Genomic DNA, 15,074 nt, shown 5'->3' with positions numbered 1-15,074 from the left:
GCATTCCCATCAGATTTTTGAATGATTTCGCCATGCCCACCAGCGCCGAACGCCTTGCCCAGAGCCTGCAGACCCTGAACTCGCTGGGCGACGAGGCGCAGCGCATCTTCACCCAGCTCTACCCCGAGTCCGCCCAAGAGGCCGCGCAGGCCGCAGACCAGCGCGCAGCGCGCGGCCTGTCGCTGGGCCCGCTCGATGGCAAGCTCGTGTCCATCAAGGACCTGCTCGATGTCGCAGGCCAGGTGACCACCGCCGGCGCAAAAATGCGCCGGCACAGCGCCCCGGCCGCACAAGATGCGCCGGTGGTGCAGCGCCTGCGCGCTGCCGGCGCGGTGATCGTCGGCAAGACGAATATGACGGAGTTCGCGTTCTCGGGCGTGGGCATCAACCCCCATTTCGGCACGCCGGGCAATGCGGCCAATGCGCTGCACATCCCCGGCGGCTCGTCCTCCGGCGCTGGGGTCAGCGTCGGCCGGGGCCTGGTCGATATCGCCATTGGCTCGGACACCGGCGGCTCGGTACGCATCCCCGCCGCCTTCAATGGCGTCACCGGCTTCAAGCCCACGCAGGCGCGGGTCTCGCGCGACGGGGCATTTGCGCTGTCCTACACCCTCGATGCGCTGGGCCCGCTGGCCCGCACGGTGGCCGATTGCGCGGCCGCCGACGCCACCATGGCCGGCACCATCCCCCAAGCCCTGCCCCCGCGCAGCCTGCAAGGCCTGCGCATTGGCCTGCCCCAGGGCCTGCCCTGGACCGATTGCAGCGACGAGGTGCTGGCCCAGACCGAGCAGGCCATCGCCACATTGCAGGCGCAAGGCGCCAGCATCCGCAAGCTGCCCTGGCAAGCGCTGATGGCCGCCCCTGCGCAGTTGCAAAGCGAGGGCACCTTGATTGCAGCCGAGGCCGCCGCCATCCACCAGCAGGCGCTGGTGCAGCAGCGCGATGCCTTTGACCCACGCGTGCTCTCGCGCATGGACAAGGGCCGTGCGTTGAGCGCGCCCTACTACATCCAGCTGCTGCAACAGCGCCAGCAATGGATGGCCCAGATGGATGCCGCCATGCAGGAGGTGGACCTGCTGCTGCTGCCCACCATCGCCATCACCGCGCCAGCCATTGCACCGCTGCTGGAGGACGACAGCGCCTTCTTCGCCGCCAATGCACTGATTTTGCGCAACACCTCGATCTTCAACTTCTACGACCTGCCGGCCATTTCGCTGCCGCTGCCGCTGCCGCTGCCGCGCTCTGCGGGCAGCCTGCCCGTCGGCCTGATGCTGGTGGGCGCGCGCATGCAGGACGCCAACTTGCTGGCCCTGGCCGCTGCCGCCGAGCAGGCGCTGGCCCAGGCATAAGGACGCCGCATGGGACGCGCAAGCCTGCAATGGACCGACGAGATGCTGGCCGCCTTGGGGACGGACAAGGATGCGGTGCTGGCCGAGCGCTGGGGCACCAGCGCCAAGACGGTGAACCTCAAGCGCAACAGCCTGGGCATTGCCGCCTTTGGCCATGTGGACTGGACGCCGGAGATGCTCGCCGCGCTGGGCCAGGACAGCGATGCCAGCCTGGCCACGCAATGGGGCATCAGCAAGGCCAGCGTCGTGGCCAAGCGTGGATCCCTAGGCATTGCCCCGCTGGACAGCAGCCGGGGCAAGCACAGCCAGCACAGCTGGCAGCCCAACGAAGTGATGCTGCTGGGCACCGCATCCGACGCCGATGTGGCTGCGCAGTTGGGCCTGAGCCTCGCCGCAGTGCGCAATGCGCGCATGGCCCGCGGCATTGCAGCGGCGCGCCCGCACAAACCGCCTATCGCCAAAAACTAAGCCCTCCCAGACCCGTCAGGCCGGAGAGGGCTTTCAAGCCACCGCCCTCAAGGAGAGCGGATGCGCAGTCAGCTTAGAACTGCTCGTTCTCGCCCAGATAGCGCCACTGCCCCACCGGCAGATTGCCCAGCACCACCTTGCCGATGCGGATGCGCTTCAGGCCCACGACAAACAGGCCCACGGCCTCGCACATGCGGCGGATCTGGCGCTTCTTGCCTTCGCGCAGCACAAAGCGCAGCTGCTCGGGGTTTTGCCATTCCACGCCAGCGGGCAGCAGCGCTTCGCCATCCAGCGACAGGCCATGGCGCAGCAGCGCCAGCTTGTCGCCAGGGAAGTGCTGCTGCACATCCTGCTCAACGGCGCCATAGGTCACGCGCACCAGGTATTCCTTCTCGACCTCGGAGTCCTCGCCAATGATGTGCTTGGCAATGCGGCCGTCCTGGGTCATCACCAAGAGGCCAATCGAGTCGATATCCAGACGGCCGCAAGGGGCCAGGCCCTTGAGCTGGCTGAAGTTGAACCGGGTCTTGCTGTGGTCCTCGCGCCAGTGGTTGGGCGGGTTGACCAGCACCACCGCCGGCTCATGGCCGTCTTCGGCCTGACCGCTGACATAGCCCATGGGCTTGTTGATCAGAATCGTCACCTGCTGGGCCTGCAAGTCCTGCGCCTCGCGCTGGATCTCGATCTTGTCGGTCAGCTCCACCAGCTGGCCCATCGTCGCGACCACGCCATTGACCAGCACCCAGCCGTTCTCGATCCAGGCATCGCCCTCGCGGCGCGAGCACAGGCCCAGGTCGGACAGGCGCTTGTTCACGCGCACCTGGCCTTCGGCCTTCAACTGCTCATTCTGGGCCTGGGCCTTGGCGGTCTGCATCGTGCGCTGGGGCGCATCGGCACGCCAGACGTTGGACGGCATCTCGCGGCGCGGGGCTTCCCGGCGCGGGGCATCCCGGCGCGGGGCATCCCGGCGCGGAGCTTCGTCGCGTGGGCGCTCGGAGCGGAAGCCATCCTGGCGTGGACCGGCGCCAAAGGAACGGGGGCCGTCCGAGCGGGGACCAAAGCCACGGGGGCCGTCATTGCGGCGGTCATCCTGGCGTGGACCAAAGCTACGTGGGCCGTCGTTACGGCGGTCGTCCTGGCGGGGGCCAAAGCTACGTGGGCCTTCGTTACGGCGGTCGTCCTGGCGGGGGCCTGCGGGACGGCGGCCATCCTGGCGCGGGTCGCGCGAGCCAGCACCTACCGAGACAAAGTCACCGCGCCCGGCATAGGGGCGCCCGGCGGAGGGGCGGCCAGCATCGGGGCGACCCGCATAAGGGCGCGCATCGTCACGGCGGCCACCATCAGCGCGGTCGCCAAAACGGCGATCCTGGCCGTAGCCACCACCGCGTGCCTCGCCACGGCCAAAACCGCCGTCGCGGCTGTCGCGGCCCGGCCTGTCGAGGCCCGGCCTATCGAGGCCCGGCCTATCGCGGCCCGGCCAGCTATCCCGACTGTCGCGCGCGTCACGGTTATCACGACCATCACGGCTGTCCCTGCCGCCTCGGTTGTCGCTGAATCGGCTGTCGCCGCCAGGGCGGGGCCCTGTGGGGCGTGGGCCACCAGCTGATCGCGGACGGTCCGCACCCGGCCCTCCGTCACGGCCACGCGCGACGGGAGCGGGCGCGGGTTTGCGGGTCAGGGTGAGTTTTTTGCGGCCTTCGCCATCGTCGGCGGCAGGCGAATCAGCTGGAGAGCGAGGATTTGACATAGCCCGCTATTGTCGCGTGTCTTGCCATTCCAAGCAGGGCGCACGGCTATGGCAGCTGTGGATAAGTCTGTGCACAAAGAGGAGCAGGCCCCCTGCCTGTTTTTTCAGCAGCACTTACAACTTGGCCCCTTACTTACGTAAATGCCCAGCCGCTGGCCATGCGCCTCCGCATTCCCACCGCTATCGCCCACCACCACAGCCCGCCAAGCCCCTGCCCATGCGGGTTAGCGCGATATGCATCGGAATGCGTATAGATGTGAGCACTGCAAGCGCGCTTAAAAGCAGCAATTATTGAGGCGTAGCATGGACTTATTCATTATTGAGGAGATAAGAATGAAGACCACTAGCCAAAGCACCCCGCGCCATGCGCTGTACTGGCTGCCCGCTGCTGCCCTGGTCCTGGGCGTTGCGGCTTTGAGCGGTTGCGACAAGGGCGCCTCCAACGCGCCGATGCCACGCGCCACTCCGGACAACACCACGCCCGGAGGCTCGATGCCCGCACCGCCACCTGCAGGGGCGACGCCTGAGACGCCCGCCGCCCCGGCCACCAAGCCATAACGGCGCTACAAATCGAAATCGGCGCGCTGCGGCTTGACCAGCCAGCCCTGTCCGCGCAGGGCCTGCAGATCGAGCACACGCAGGCCGCCGTACTCAATGCGGATAAAGCCCTGGTGCTGCAAGGCAGCCAGGGCTTCGTTCACCCGCTGGCGCGACAGGCCCACCAGGTAGGCCAGCTCCTGCTGGGTGATGCGCAGCACGTCGCTCACCCCCGGGCAGAGCACGGGGTTGAACAGCGCAGCGAGCGTGCGGGCCACCCGCTCCTCGGGCCGGTTCAAACGGTCGATCTCGCGGGCGCTGATGAACTGCGCCAGCCGCTCGTTGAGCTGGTGCATCACAAAGCGGTTAAAGCCCAGCGAATGGTCCAGCAGCCAATGGAAGGCATCGACGGGGATACCGCAGACGGAGCTTTTGCGCAGCGCCTGGATGTCGTAGCGGTAGATCTCGCGTTTGAGCGCCGTGCCCTCGCCAAACCAGCCGGTGCGCGGCAGGCCGGCAAAGGTCATCGTGCGGCCCTCGCTGTCTTCGGCGCTCATCTTCAAGAGGCCCTCGATCACGCCAAACCAGTAGGTCACCGGCTTGCCGACGCGGCAGACATACTCGCCCGGCTCGGCCTCGGTCACCATCAGCTGGCGCACGGCATAGTCGCGCTCGGCAGGCTGCAGAACGGGGATCCAGGGGATGTCGGCCACTTCCGCAGCATGCGGGGCACGGCGGCGTTGGTAGAGAGAGGCATGCGGGCTCATGGCGGCCAAGAATGCACCAGCTTGATGCGGCTGCAAAGGGGGTGGCTACCAAGGCCAGTCCTGCATTTGTCACCTGCGCAGCAAGCCGGCGCTGCGGGCAGTCGCAGCCGTGAGACATCAGCAAAATGCCCGGGCTTGCGCGCGCTGCTGCAAGCTACACTGGCAGCCCTGCTCCATCATCCCCACACCATGAGGTCCCCATGTCCGATCTGAACACCGCCTTTGAAGCTGCCAAGGAAGCCGCCCTGAACATGAGCGAGCGCCCCGACAACCAGACCCTGCTCAAGCTCTATGGTCTGTACAAGCAAGGCGCGCATGGCGACAACAACGAGCCCAAACCCGGCTTTACCGACTTTGTTGCCTCGGCCAAGTGGAACGCCTGGAACCAGTGCAAGGGCATGGCGCAGGATGATGCGAAGCAGCAGTACATCGACATGATCCAAGAGCTGCTCTAAACCAGCCTTAGCTATAGTTGCTGGCGGAAAAACGCCAGCACCTCAGCCGCCCAGCGCTGTTGAAAAGCGCGGCGGTCAAAGCCTGCCGGGTCGCTGCAGATCTGGGGCGCGGCGGCCGCCAGCTGCGCACTGCAGGGCGCCAAAAACGCAAAGTGCGCGGCACCTGCCACCCCATGCACGGGCGGCTTGGCCGTCTTACCGGCAGGCAGCCATTGGGCCAACGCCTGCACCGAGCCCGCTGGCACCCCTTCCCCACCTTGTTCTGATGCCCACAGCTGCAGCGGCAGCTTCAGCTTTTCCAAACCACTGCTGGCACCAAAAGCCGCCAGCGGATCGGCCAGCACCATGGCTTTGATGCGTGGCTCCGGCTGGGGCTTCAGCGCAGGCGCCTGTCCCTGCGCGATCGCCTGGCACAGGGGCGACTGCGGCTCGGGGCAATGGCCCGCCAACTGCGCAAAATCGGGCCTGGCACCGGCGAGTACCAGACCGGTATAGGCCCCGCGTGAAAAACCCAAAAAGCCGATGCGCTGCGCATCCAGCACGGCGCTCCAGCGGCTGTCTGCCAGCACGCCATTGATCGCGCGGCGCACATCGGCGGGCCGCGCTTCCAGCGCCGCAAAACTGCCGCCTTGCACCAGGTTCAGCGCCGAATCCAGGCGGTGGTTCAGGCTCAGCACAGCGATACCGCCATCGGCCAGCGCAGCGGCCAGGTTCCAGTGGCTGAGCGCACTGCCCGCATAGCCATGCGAGATAACCACCCAGGGCAGCTTGCCGCTGGCAGCGACCGGGCAATTGTCCGTCGCCATCAGCTCAAAAGGCCCGCGCTTGATGGGCTCTGGCGGCTGGGCGCAAGGCGTCCAAAGCATGGCCTGCAGCGGCGGCTCGCCCGCGACCGTGAACCGCTGCAGGCCCGCGCTGTGTGCCGCCCAAGCGCTACCCGCCAACAGCGCTGCCAGCAGCGCAGATCGACAACGTCCCATCCGATATCTCCCCTTCTTCGGCCCAAGCGCCGGAATATTTGCCAGCCGCAGGAAAGTACCTACAGCGTTTTCCCGCAGATTGTCGTCATAAAGACAAAACAACGTCAAAGCTGAATCTACATTCGGTTTCAACAGGACGCAAGGCATGGCACTTGTGATCTACAAAAAACGGCATAGGAGACAACCATGTCAACGACATTTCCCAAGCTATTGCTGCAGCACGCGGCCAATCGGCCCGGGGCCGCAGCATTGCGTGAAAAGGAATACGGCATTTGGCAAAGCTATAGCTGGTCCGAGCTGGCGGTGATGGTGGCCAAGATAGCGGCCGGTCTGTCGCAAGCGGGCCTGGCGCGCGGCGAGCACCTGGTGCTGATGGGGGCCAACCGCCCGCGCCTGTATGCCAGCATGCTGGCCGCCCAGTCGATTGGCGCCATCCCTGTGCCGCTTTACCAGGATGCGGTGGCGGCCGAATGCGTGTTTCCGCTGAACAATGCCGAGGTGCGTTTTTGCCTGGTCGAAGACCAGGAACAGGTCGACAAGCTGCTGGAGCTGCGCGAGCAATGCCCGCAGATCAGCCATGTCTACTACGACGACCCACGGGGCCTGCGCAACTACGAAGAGCCCGGCCTGGCCTCGCTCGACAGCCTGATCGCCAGCGGCGAGACCTTTGTTGCGGCCAACCCCGGCTGGTTCCAGCAGCAGGTCGATGCCACCCACAACGGCGATGTGGCGGCGATGTTCTTCACCTCCGGCACCACCGGCAACCCCAAGGGCGTGGTGCACACGCATAGCTCCTTGCTGGAGAGCGCCTCCGCCGGCGCCGAGTTTGAAAAGCTCGGCCATGGCGAGGAAGTGCTGGCCTACCTGCCCCCGGCCTGGATCGGCCAGAACATCTTCAGCTACTCGCAATGGCTGGCCTGCGGCTATGTGGTGAACTGCCCCGAGTCCAATGCCACCGTGCAGATCGACCTCAAGGAAGTCGGCCCCACCTACTACTTTGCGCCGCCGCGCGTGTTCGAAGGCATCCTCACCAGCGTGATGATCCGCATGGAAGACGCCGGCCTCATCAAGCGCAAGATGTTCCAGCACTTCATGGCGGTGGCCAAGCGTGTGGGCCCGGCGCTGCGCGATGGCCAGCCGGTGAGCCTCTTGGACAAGATCAGCTACAAGCTGGGCGACCTGATGGTGTTTGGCCCGCTGCGCAACAACATGGGCTTTAGCCGCGTGCGCGTGGCCTATACGGCCGGCGAGGCGATTGGCCCCGACCTGTTCAGCTTTTTCCGCTCCATCGGCATCAACTTGAAGCAGCTCTACGGCTCGACCGAGACCGCCGTGTTCGTCTGCATCCAGCCCGACAACCAGGTGTTTGCCGATACCGTGGGCAACCCGATTCGCGGCGTCGAGATCAAGATGGCCGACAACGGCGAGATTCTGGTGAAGTCCCCCGGCCTCTTGAAGGAGTACTACAAGAACCCCAAGGCAACGGCCGAGGTGCTGAGCGAAGACGGCTGGTACCACACCAGCGATGCAGGCTTTCTGGACAAGAGCGGCCAGCTCAAGATCATCGACCGCGTCAAGGACGTCGGGCGCCTCAAAGGCGGCAGCAACGACGGCGCGATGTTTGCACCCAAGTATGTCGAGAACAAGCTCAAGTTCTTCCCCTTCATCAAGGAGGCCGTGGCCCTGGGGGATGGGCGCGAGAAGGTCTGCGCGATGATCAATATCGACTTCGAAGCTGTCGGCAACTGGGCCGAGCGCCAGAACCTGCCCTACGCCGGCTACACCGACCTGGCGCAAAAGCCACAGGTCTACACCTTGATCCAGAACTGTGTCGAGAAGGTCAATGCCGACCTGGCCACCGATGCGATGCTGGCCGGCAGCCAGGTGACGCGCTTCCTGATCCTGCACAAGGAGCTCGATGCCGATGACGGCGAGCTGACCCGTACCAACAAGGTGCGCCGTGGCTTTATCGCCGACAAGTACGGCGTGCTGGTCGATGCGCTCTACGCCGGGCGCAGCGAGCAGTTCATCGAGACCCAGGTGAAGTTTGAAGACGGCCGCAGCGGCAGCGTCAGCGCCACCTTGAAGATCGCCGACAGCAAGACCTTCGCGCCGCTGAAGTCGGTTGCCTGAGCGCCCAGCCAAGAGAAAGCCACCCATGAGCAAAAAAATCGGTGACGTCATTCTTGATATCAAGAACATCAGCCTGCGCTTTGGCGGCGTCAAGGCGCTGACGGATATCTCCTTCAACGTCAAGGAGCATGAGATCCGCTCCATCATCGGCCCCAACGGCGCCGGCAAGAGCTCCATGCTCAACTGCATCAACGGCGTCTATACGCCGTCCGAAGGCGCGATCAGCTTTCGCGGCCAGACCTTTGCGCACATGAACAGCCGCCAGGTTGCCGAGATGGGCGTGGCCCGCACCTTCCAGAACCTGGCGCTGTTCAAGGGCATGAGCGTGATCGACAACATCATGACCGGCCGCAACCTGAAGATCAAAAGCAACCTGCTGATGCAGGCGCTGCGCCTGGGCCCGGCCCAGCGCGAGGAGATCCAGCAGCGGGAGTTTGTCGAGCACATCATCGACTTTCTGGAGATCCAGGCTTTCCGCAAGACACCCGTGGGCCAGCTGCCCTACGGCCTGCAAAAACGGGTCGACCTGGGCCGCGCGCTGGCGATGGAGCCCAAGGTGCTGCTGCTCGACGAACCGATGGCCGGCATGAACGTCGAGGAAAAGCAGGACATGTGCCGCTTCATCCTCGATGTGAACGACGAGTTCGGCACCACCATCGTGCTGATCGAGCACGACATGGGCGTGGTGATGGATATCTCCGACCGGGTGGTGGTGCTGGATTACGGCAAGAAGATTGGCGACGGCACGCCCGAAGAAGTCCGCAATAACGAAGATGTGATCCGCGCCTATCTGGGCGCGGGCCACTGAGCACAGACCCCAGGGGACCGCAATGGCATTTTTTCTTGAAACTTTGTTTGGTGGCCTGATGGTGGGCATGCTCTACGCGCTCATCGCGCTGGGCTTTGTGCTGATCTTCAAGGCCTCGGGCGTCTTCAACTTCGCCATGGGGGCGATGGTGCTGTTTGCCGCGCTGGCGATGGCCCGCTTTTCCGAATGGATTCCGAAGTGGCTGGGCATGGAGCCCGGTGTGCTCAGCATCGCGCTGGCGCTCGTCGTCGCCATGGTCATCATGGTCGGCGTTGCCTGGGCGATCGAGCGCTTTGCGCTGCGCTACCTCGTCAACCAGGAGCCCATCGCGCTGCTGATGGCCACCCTGGGCATCGCCTACTTCCTCGACGGCCTGGGCCCGATGATCTTTGGCTCGGCCGTCTACAGCATCAATGTGGGCATGCCCAAGGACCCCATGTTCGTGCTGGAAAACATGTTCCAGGGCGGCGTGCTGATCAGCCAGGAAGACCTGTATGCCGCCGGCATTGCCGCCGTGCTGGTGCTGGTGCTGAGCGTCTTCTTCCAAAAGACCAAGACCGGCCGCGCGCTGCGCGCCGTGGCCGATGACCACCAGGCCGCCCAGTCCATCGGCATTCCGCTCTCGCGCATCTGGGTCATTGTCTGGTCGGTGGCTGGCTGTGTGGCGCTGGTGGTCGGCATCATCTGGGGCTCCAAGCTGGGCGTGCAGTATTCGCTGTCGCTGGTCGCCCTGAAGGCCTTGCCGGTCGTGATCCTGGGCGGCCTCACCTCGGTGCCCGGAGCCATCGTCGGCGGTCTAATCATCGGCGTGGGTGAGAAGCTCTCCGAGGTCTACCTGGGCCCCTATGTGGGCGGCGGTATCGAGACCTGGTTTGCCTACGGCCTGGCGCTGTGCTTCCTGCTGTTCCGTCCCCAAGGTTTGTTTGGTGACAAGATCATTGACCGCGTGTAACTGGAGACCTGACCTATGTTTTATCGTGAAAATGGCCAGTTCAAGACCAGCTACGCGGCCGATCAGCAGATCTTCCCGGTGCTGCAGGACAAGTGGGCGATGCTCGCCCTGCTGCTGGTGGCCTTTGTGCTGGTGCCCCTGGGCTTTAGCGACTACACCTTCAAGGCGGTGCTGATCCCCTTTCTGATCATGTCGCTGGGCGCCATCGGGCTCAACATCCTGGTGGGCTACTGCGGCCAGATCTCGCTGGGCACCGGCGCCTTCATGGCAGCCGGCGCCTATGCGGCCTACAACTTCCATGTGCGCTTTGAAGGCATGCCGCTGATCCTGTCGCTGATCGGTGGCGGCCTGGTGTCCATGCTGGTGGGCGTGCTGTTTGGCCTGCCCAGCCTGCGCATTCGCGGCCTGTACCTGGCCGTGGCCACCCTGGCGGCCCAGTTCTTCATGGACTGGCTCACCAGCCGCGCCGCCTGGGTCAGCAACTACTCCTCGTCCGGTTCGGTCAGCGCCGGCAAGCTGCAGGTGTTCGGCATGCCAATCGAGACGCCAGTGCAGAAGTACCTGTTCTGCCTGGTCATCCTCTGTGTGCTGGGCCTGATGGCCAAGAACCTGGTGCGCAGCGCCATCGGCCGCGAGTGGATGGCCATGCGCGACATGGATGTGGCCGCCAGCGTGATCGGCATCCGCCCCATGTACGCCAAGCTCTCGGCCTTTGCCGTCAGCAGCTTTATCGTCGGCATTGCTGGCGCGCTCTGGGGCTTTGTCCACCTGGGCGCCTGGGAGCCCGCCGCCTTCAGCCTGGACCGTTCCTTCCAGCTGCTGTTCATGATCATCATCGGCGGCCTGGGCTCCATCGTGGGCAGCATCTTTGGCGCGGCCTTCTTTGTGCTGCTGCCGATCTTTCTGACCCAGGTGCCGCACTGGCTGGGCCTGCCGATCTCGACGGCGACCGCCACCTACCTGGAGCACATGGTGTTTGGCGCGCTGATCGTGTTTTTCCTGATTGTCGAACCCCATGGATTGGCCAAGCTGTGGGCCACGGCCCGCCAGAAGTTGCGTCTGTGGCCGTTCCCGCATTGAGTGTTTTTTACCGAGAGCAACGCAGAGTGTTCGCAAGTGGGGGTCACCCGCCCCAACAACCCTAAGGAGATAGAACCATGTCTTTCAAGAAAGCTGTGATCGCCGCTGCTACGGCAGCCCTGGGTATGGGGGCCATGATGGCTGCCCCGGCCGCGCAAGCCCAGGAGCAATTCGTTCCGCTGCTGGTCTACCGCACCGGCCAGTTCGCACCGCTGGGCATCCCATGGGGTGACGGCAAGCAGGACTACCTCAAGCTCGTCAATGCCAAGGGCGGCATCAACGGCGTGAAGATCAAGTTCGAAGAGTGCGAAACCGCCTACGACACCGCCAAGGGCGTGGAATGCTATGAGCGCCTCAAGGGCCGCGACGGCGGCGCTTCCGGCTTTGACACGCAATCGACCGGCATCACCTTTGCCGTGACCGACAAGGCCGCGGGCGACAAGATGCCCGTCATCACCCCTGGTTACGGCCTGTCGCAATCGGCCGATGGCAAGGTGTTCGAGTGGAACTTCCCGCTGCTGGGCAACTACTGGACCGCTGCCGATTCCATCGTGCAGGACATCCTGAAGAAGGAAAAGGGCAGCCTCAAGGGCAAGAAGATCGCGCTGGTCTACCATGACTCGCCTTATGGCAAGGAACCCATCCCGCTGCTGCAAAAGCGCGCCGCCAAGGAAGGCTTTGACCTGATGCTGCTGCCCGTCACCGCCCCCGGCGTAGAGCAGAAATCCACCTGGCTGCAGATCCGCCAGAACCGCCCTGACTATGTGCTGCTGTGGTCGGCCGGCGTGATGACGCCAACTGCCGTGCGCGAAGCCCAGGCCACCGGCTACCCGCGCGAGAAGATGTACGCCATCTGGTGGGGCGGCTCCGACCATGACGTCAAGGACATCGGTGCCGGCGCCAAGGGCTACAACACCGTCACCATCCACAACACCGCCGAGCGCGACAAGGTGCATGACGACGTGAAGGCCTCGCTGTACGACAAGGGCCAGGGCACTGCGTCCGATCCCAAGGAGCTGGGCCAGCTGGCACACACGCGCGGCATGGTGATCGCGATGCTGCAGGTCGAAGCCATCCGCACCGCCCAAGAGAAGTACGGCAAGGGCAAGGTCATGACCTCCGAGCAAGTGCGCTGGGGCCTGGAAAACATGAACATGACCCAGGAGCGCCTCAACGAGCTGGGCTTTGGCAAGATCATCCGCCCCTTCAAGACCAGCTGTGACAACCACCTGGGTGCCGACTGGGCGCGTATCGCCACCTGGGACGGCAGCAAGTTCAACGTGACCTCGGACTGGTACCAATCGGACAAGACCTTGATCGACCCGCTGGTCAAGGAGTACGCCGACAAGTACGCCAAGGAAAAGAACGTGACGCCGCGTTCCTGCAGCTAAGGCTGCGTGGTCCCTGGGCCTGATGGGCCCGGGGCCTCTCGTGGCTGGCCCCTGGCGCCCTTCCCTTGCGGAAGGCGCCCGCTTCCCCGGGGCCGCCCGCCATCCATTTTGTTGAGAGATCAGGTGACGGCATGACCGATTCCCCGCAAACAGCTTCCACCCCATCCGCAGCAGCGCCGCTTTTGGTCGTCAACGGCATCGAGGTGATCTACAACCATGTGATCCTGGTGCTCAAAGGCGTCTCGCTGTCGGTGCCGCGCGAATCGATCGTGGCCATCCTGGGCGGCAATGGCGCCGGCAAGACCACCACCTTGCGCGCCATCTCCAACCTGCTCAAGGGCGAGCGCGGCGAGGTCACCAAGGGCAGCATCGAGCTCGAAGGCGAACGCATCGAGGCGCTGACCCCATCGGACCTGGTCAAGCGCGGCGTCGTGCAGGTCATGGAAGGCCGGCACTGCTTTGCCCACCTGACCATCGAAGAAAACCTGCTGACCGGCAGCTACACCCGCACCAGCAAGGGCGAGATTGCCGCCAACCTGGACAAGGTCTACAACTATTTCCCCCGCCTCAAGACGCGCCGCACCAGCCAGGCGGCCTACACCTCGGGCGGCGAGCAGCAGATGTGCGCCATTGGCCGCGCGCTGATGAGCAACCCGCGCCTGGTGCTGCTCGATGAGCCCTCGATGGGCCTGGCCCCGCAGATCGTTGAAGAAGTCTTCAACATCGTGCAGGACCTGAACCAGAAGGAAAAGGTCACCTTCGTGCTGGCCGAGCAGAACACCAATATGGCGCTGAAGTACGCCGACTACGGCTACATCATGGAGAGCGGCCGCATCATGATGGACGGCGCCGCCAAGGACCTCGCCAACAACGAAGACGTCAAGGAGTTCTACCTGGGCATGGGCGGCGGCGAGCGCAAGAGCTTCAAGGACGTCAAGAGCTACAAGCGCAGAAAGCGCTGGCTGGCCTAAGCCCCTGCAACGATCCGATTACCGCGCCGGCCGATGCCCAGATGCCGGCGTCTGCGGCAGATTCGCCCCCAAAAAATACCGACTACCCGTCCCGGAGAAACCGCATGAGCCCGCACTACGACGATCTGGAGTCCCGCGCCCCCGCTGCCCGCGAAGCCGATCTGATGGCCCGCCTGCCCGCCCAGATTCGGCACGCCCAGCAACACTCCCCCGCCTTTGCCAGCATCCTGCAAGGCGTCGATGCCGCCAGCATCAACAGCCGCGCGGCGCTGGCGCAGCTGCCCGTCACCCGCAAGCATGAGCTGCTCGAGCGCCAGAAGGCCGAGCGCGCCCAGCACCCGGGCCGCGCCATCTTTGGCGGCTTCAACACCGCGCCCTTTGGCAGCGCCATGCCGCGCATGTTTGCCAGCCCCGGCCCCATCTATGAACCCGAAGGCCGGCGCAGTGACTACTGGCGTATGGCCCGCGCCATCTATGCGGCCGGCTTTCGCGCCGGTGAGCTGGTGCACAACAGCTTCAGCTACCACTTTGTGCCCGCCGGCTCGATGATGGAATCGGGCGCCCAGGCGCTGGGCGCCACCGTGTTCCCCGCCGGCACCGGCCAGACCGAGCAGCAGGTGCAGGCCATGGCCGATCTGCACCCCCATGGCTACATCGGCACGCCCAGCTTTTTGAAGATCATCCTGGAAAAGGCCGAAGCCCAGGGCCAGCGCATTGCATCGCTGACCAAGGCGCTCGTCTCCGGCGAGGCCTGCCCGCCCTCGCTGCGCGACTGGTTCAGCGCCCGGGGTGTCGCCGCCTACCAGTGCTATGCCACCGCCGACCTGGGCCTGATCGCCTACGAGACCGAAGCCCGTGAAGGCCTGGTGCTGGACGAGAACGTGATTGTCGAGATCGTGCGCCCCGGCACCGGCGACCCGGTGGCCGAAGGCGAGGTCGGCGAGCTGGTCGTCACCACGCTCAACACCGACTACCCGCTGATCCGCTTTGGCACCGGCGACCTCTCGGCCATCCTCCCCGGCCAATGCCCCAGCGGCCGCACCAACACCCGCATCAAGGGCTGGATGGGCCGCGCCGACCAAACCACCAAGGTGCGCGGCATGTTTGTGCACCCCGGCCAGATCGCCGAGATCGTCAAACGCTTTCCCCAGGTGCAAAAGGCGCGCTTGGTCGTCAGCGGCGCCATGGCCCAGGACCAGATGAGCCTGCAGGTGGAAACCACCGAGCTGGGCGCCGGCCTGGCCGAACAGATCGCCGACGCCGTGCGCGAAGTCACCAAGCTGCGCGCCGACATCGCGCTGCTGCGCCCGGGCGAGCTGCCCAATGATGGCAAGGTGATTGAGGATGCGCGGAGTTACGACTGAGCGCGGTTGCGATCCAGCAAATTGACTACGCAAAACGGCCACATCGCCCAAGGCGATGTGGGCGTTTTGTTT

General features: G+C 64.8%; 14 protein-coding genes. 11 read left to right on the top strand and 3 right to left on the bottom strand.

What is annotated here, in order from left to right; genetic code table 11:
- The first annotated feature begins 32 nt into the window (after nt 1-32).
- Together WH265_RS14630 and WH265_RS14625 are read left to right on the top strand one after the other, a co-directional pair.
- Nucleotides 33-1,349, top strand: coding sequence for an amidase (locus WH265_RS14630; RefSeq protein ID WP_339558754.1), 1,317 nt, complete (start codon nt 33-35; stop codon nt 1,347-1,349).
- Between the two features lie 9 nt (nt 1,350-1,358).
- Entirely contained in the window at nt 1,359-1,817 is a 459-nt protein-coding gene (locus tag WH265_RS14625) for a hypothetical protein (RefSeq protein WP_339558753.1), read from the top strand.
- A gap of 73 nt (nt 1,818-1,890) precedes the next feature.
- On the opposite strand, the gene WH265_RS14620 is transcribed toward WH265_RS14625, so the two are convergent.
- The gene (locus tag WH265_RS14620) at nt 1,891-3,564 is read right to left on the bottom strand and encodes a pseudouridine synthase (RefSeq protein ID WP_339558752.1); all 1,674 of its coding nucleotides are present in this window, start codon (nt 3,562-3,564) and stop codon (nt 1,891-1,893) included.
- A 333-nt stretch (nt 3,565-3,897) separates the two neighbouring features.
- Between WH265_RS14620 and WH265_RS14615 the strand changes: the two genes are divergently transcribed.
- Entirely contained in the window at nt 3,898-4,122 is a 225-nt protein-coding gene (locus tag WH265_RS14615; RefSeq protein WP_339558751.1) for a hypothetical protein, read from the top strand.
- Between the two features lie 5 nt (nt 4,123-4,127).
- Here WH265_RS14615 and WH265_RS14610 read toward each other — a convergent pair whose 3' ends face one another.
- Nucleotides 4,128-4,868, bottom strand: a complete 741-nt coding sequence (locus tag WH265_RS14610; protein ID WP_021028675.1) for a Crp/Fnr family transcriptional regulator — start codon at nt 4,866-4,868, stop codon at nt 4,128-4,130.
- A 200-nt stretch (nt 4,869-5,068) separates the two neighbouring features.
- Between WH265_RS14610 and WH265_RS14605 the strand changes: the two genes are divergently transcribed.
- The gene (locus WH265_RS14605; RefSeq protein ID WP_021028674.1) at nt 5,069-5,323 is read left to right on the top strand and encodes an acyl-CoA-binding protein; all 255 of its coding nucleotides are present in this window, start codon (nt 5,069-5,071) and stop codon (nt 5,321-5,323) included.
- 11 nt (nt 5,324-5,334) lie between these two features.
- Here WH265_RS14605 and WH265_RS14600 read toward each other — a convergent pair whose 3' ends face one another.
- Nucleotides 5,335-6,303, bottom strand: a complete 969-nt coding sequence (locus tag WH265_RS14600; RefSeq protein ID WP_339558750.1) for an alpha/beta hydrolase family protein — start codon at nt 6,301-6,303, stop codon at nt 5,335-5,337.
- A 186-nt stretch (nt 6,304-6,489) separates the two neighbouring features.
- Here WH265_RS14600 and WH265_RS14595 point away from each other — a divergent pair, with 186 nt between their 5' ends.
- The 7 genes from WH265_RS14595 to WH265_RS14565 all read left to right on the top strand — a co-directional run bounded on the left by WH265_RS14595 (nt 6,490) and on the right by WH265_RS14565 (nt 15,002).
- Nucleotides 6,490-8,436 (top strand): AMP-dependent synthetase/ligase, encoded by a 1,947-nt coding sequence (locus WH265_RS14595; protein ID WP_339558749.1) that lies wholly within the window; start codon nt 6,490-6,492, stop codon nt 8,434-8,436.
- Between the two features lie 25 nt (nt 8,437-8,461).
- Entirely contained in the window at nt 8,462-9,244 is a 783-nt protein-coding gene (locus WH265_RS14590) for an ABC transporter ATP-binding protein (protein WP_133855165.1), read from the top strand.
- Between the two features lie 22 nt (nt 9,245-9,266).
- Nucleotides 9,267-10,196 (top strand): branched-chain amino acid ABC transporter permease, encoded by a 930-nt coding sequence (locus WH265_RS14585; protein WP_021028670.1) that lies wholly within the window; start codon nt 9,267-9,269, stop codon nt 10,194-10,196.
- 15 nt (nt 10,197-10,211) lie between these two features.
- Nucleotides 10,212-11,276, top strand: coding sequence for a branched-chain amino acid ABC transporter permease (locus WH265_RS14580; protein WP_021028668.1), 1,065 nt, complete (start codon nt 10,212-10,214; stop codon nt 11,274-11,276).
- Nucleotides 11,277-11,353: 77 nt separating this feature from the next.
- A complete protein-coding gene (locus WH265_RS14575) occupies nt 11,354-12,667 on the top strand; it encodes an ABC transporter substrate-binding protein (RefSeq protein ID WP_021028667.1) in 1,314 nt (437 codons plus the stop codon).
- A 131-nt stretch (nt 12,668-12,798) separates the two neighbouring features.
- Nucleotides 12,799-13,638: an ABC transporter ATP-binding protein gene (locus WH265_RS14570; RefSeq protein ID WP_021028666.1), complete on the top strand. Its 840-nt coding sequence runs from the start codon at nt 12,799-12,801 to the stop codon at nt 13,636-13,638.
- A gap of 104 nt (nt 13,639-13,742) precedes the next feature.
- On the top strand, nt 13,743-15,002 hold the full coding sequence (locus WH265_RS14565; RefSeq protein WP_339558748.1) for a phenylacetate--CoA ligase family protein: 1,260 nt from the start codon (nt 13,743-13,745) through the stop codon (nt 15,000-15,002).
- The last annotated feature ends 72 nt before the right edge of the window (nt 15,003-15,074 follow it).

It is taken from the genome of Comamonas sp. MYb396 (assembly GCF_037479555.1).
GTDB lineage: Bacteria > Pseudomonadota > Gammaproteobacteria > Burkholderiales > Burkholderiaceae_C > Comamonas.
This window is presented reverse-complemented; position numbering and strand designations above follow the sequence as displayed.

Excerpts from the sequence above, each read along its gene's own strand:
- WH265_RS14630 (WP_339558754.1), top strand. The coding sequence starts at position 33 with ATGCCCACCAGCGCCGAACGCCTTGCCCAGAGCCTGCAGACCCTGAAC.
- WH265_RS14625 (WP_339558753.1), top strand. The coding sequence starts at position 1,359 with ATGGGACGCGCAAGCCTGCAATGGACCGACGAGATGCTGGCCGCCTTG.
- WH265_RS14620 (WP_339558752.1), bottom strand. The coding sequence starts at position 3,564 with ATGTCAAATCCTCGCTCTCCAGCTGATTCGCCTGCCGCCGACGATGGC.
- WH265_RS14615 (WP_339558751.1), top strand. The coding sequence starts at position 3,898 with ATGAAGACCACTAGCCAAAGCACCCCGCGCCATGCGCTGTACTGGCTG.
- WH265_RS14610 (WP_021028675.1), bottom strand. The coding sequence starts at position 4,868 with ATGAGCCCGCATGCCTCTCTCTACCAACGCCGCCGTGCCCCGCATGCT.
- WH265_RS14605 (WP_021028674.1), top strand. The coding sequence starts at position 5,069 with ATGTCCGATCTGAACACCGCCTTTGAAGCTGCCAAGGAAGCCGCCCTG.
- WH265_RS14600 (WP_339558750.1), bottom strand. The coding sequence starts at position 6,303 with ATGGGACGTTGTCGATCTGCGCTGCTGGCAGCGCTGTTGGCGGGTAGC.
- WH265_RS14595 (WP_339558749.1), top strand. The coding sequence starts at position 6,490 with ATGTCAACGACATTTCCCAAGCTATTGCTGCAGCACGCGGCCAATCGG.
- WH265_RS14590 (WP_133855165.1), top strand. The coding sequence starts at position 8,462 with ATGAGCAAAAAAATCGGTGACGTCATTCTTGATATCAAGAACATCAGC.
- WH265_RS14585 (WP_021028670.1), top strand. The coding sequence starts at position 9,267 with ATGGCATTTTTTCTTGAAACTTTGTTTGGTGGCCTGATGGTGGGCATG.
- WH265_RS14580 (WP_021028668.1), top strand. The coding sequence starts at position 10,212 with ATGTTTTATCGTGAAAATGGCCAGTTCAAGACCAGCTACGCGGCCGAT.
- WH265_RS14575 (WP_021028667.1), top strand. The coding sequence starts at position 11,354 with ATGTCTTTCAAGAAAGCTGTGATCGCCGCTGCTACGGCAGCCCTGGGT.
- WH265_RS14570 (WP_021028666.1), top strand. The coding sequence starts at position 12,799 with ATGACCGATTCCCCGCAAACAGCTTCCACCCCATCCGCAGCAGCGCCG.
- WH265_RS14565 (WP_339558748.1), top strand. The coding sequence starts at position 13,743 with ATGAGCCCGCACTACGACGATCTGGAGTCCCGCGCCCCCGCTGCCCGC.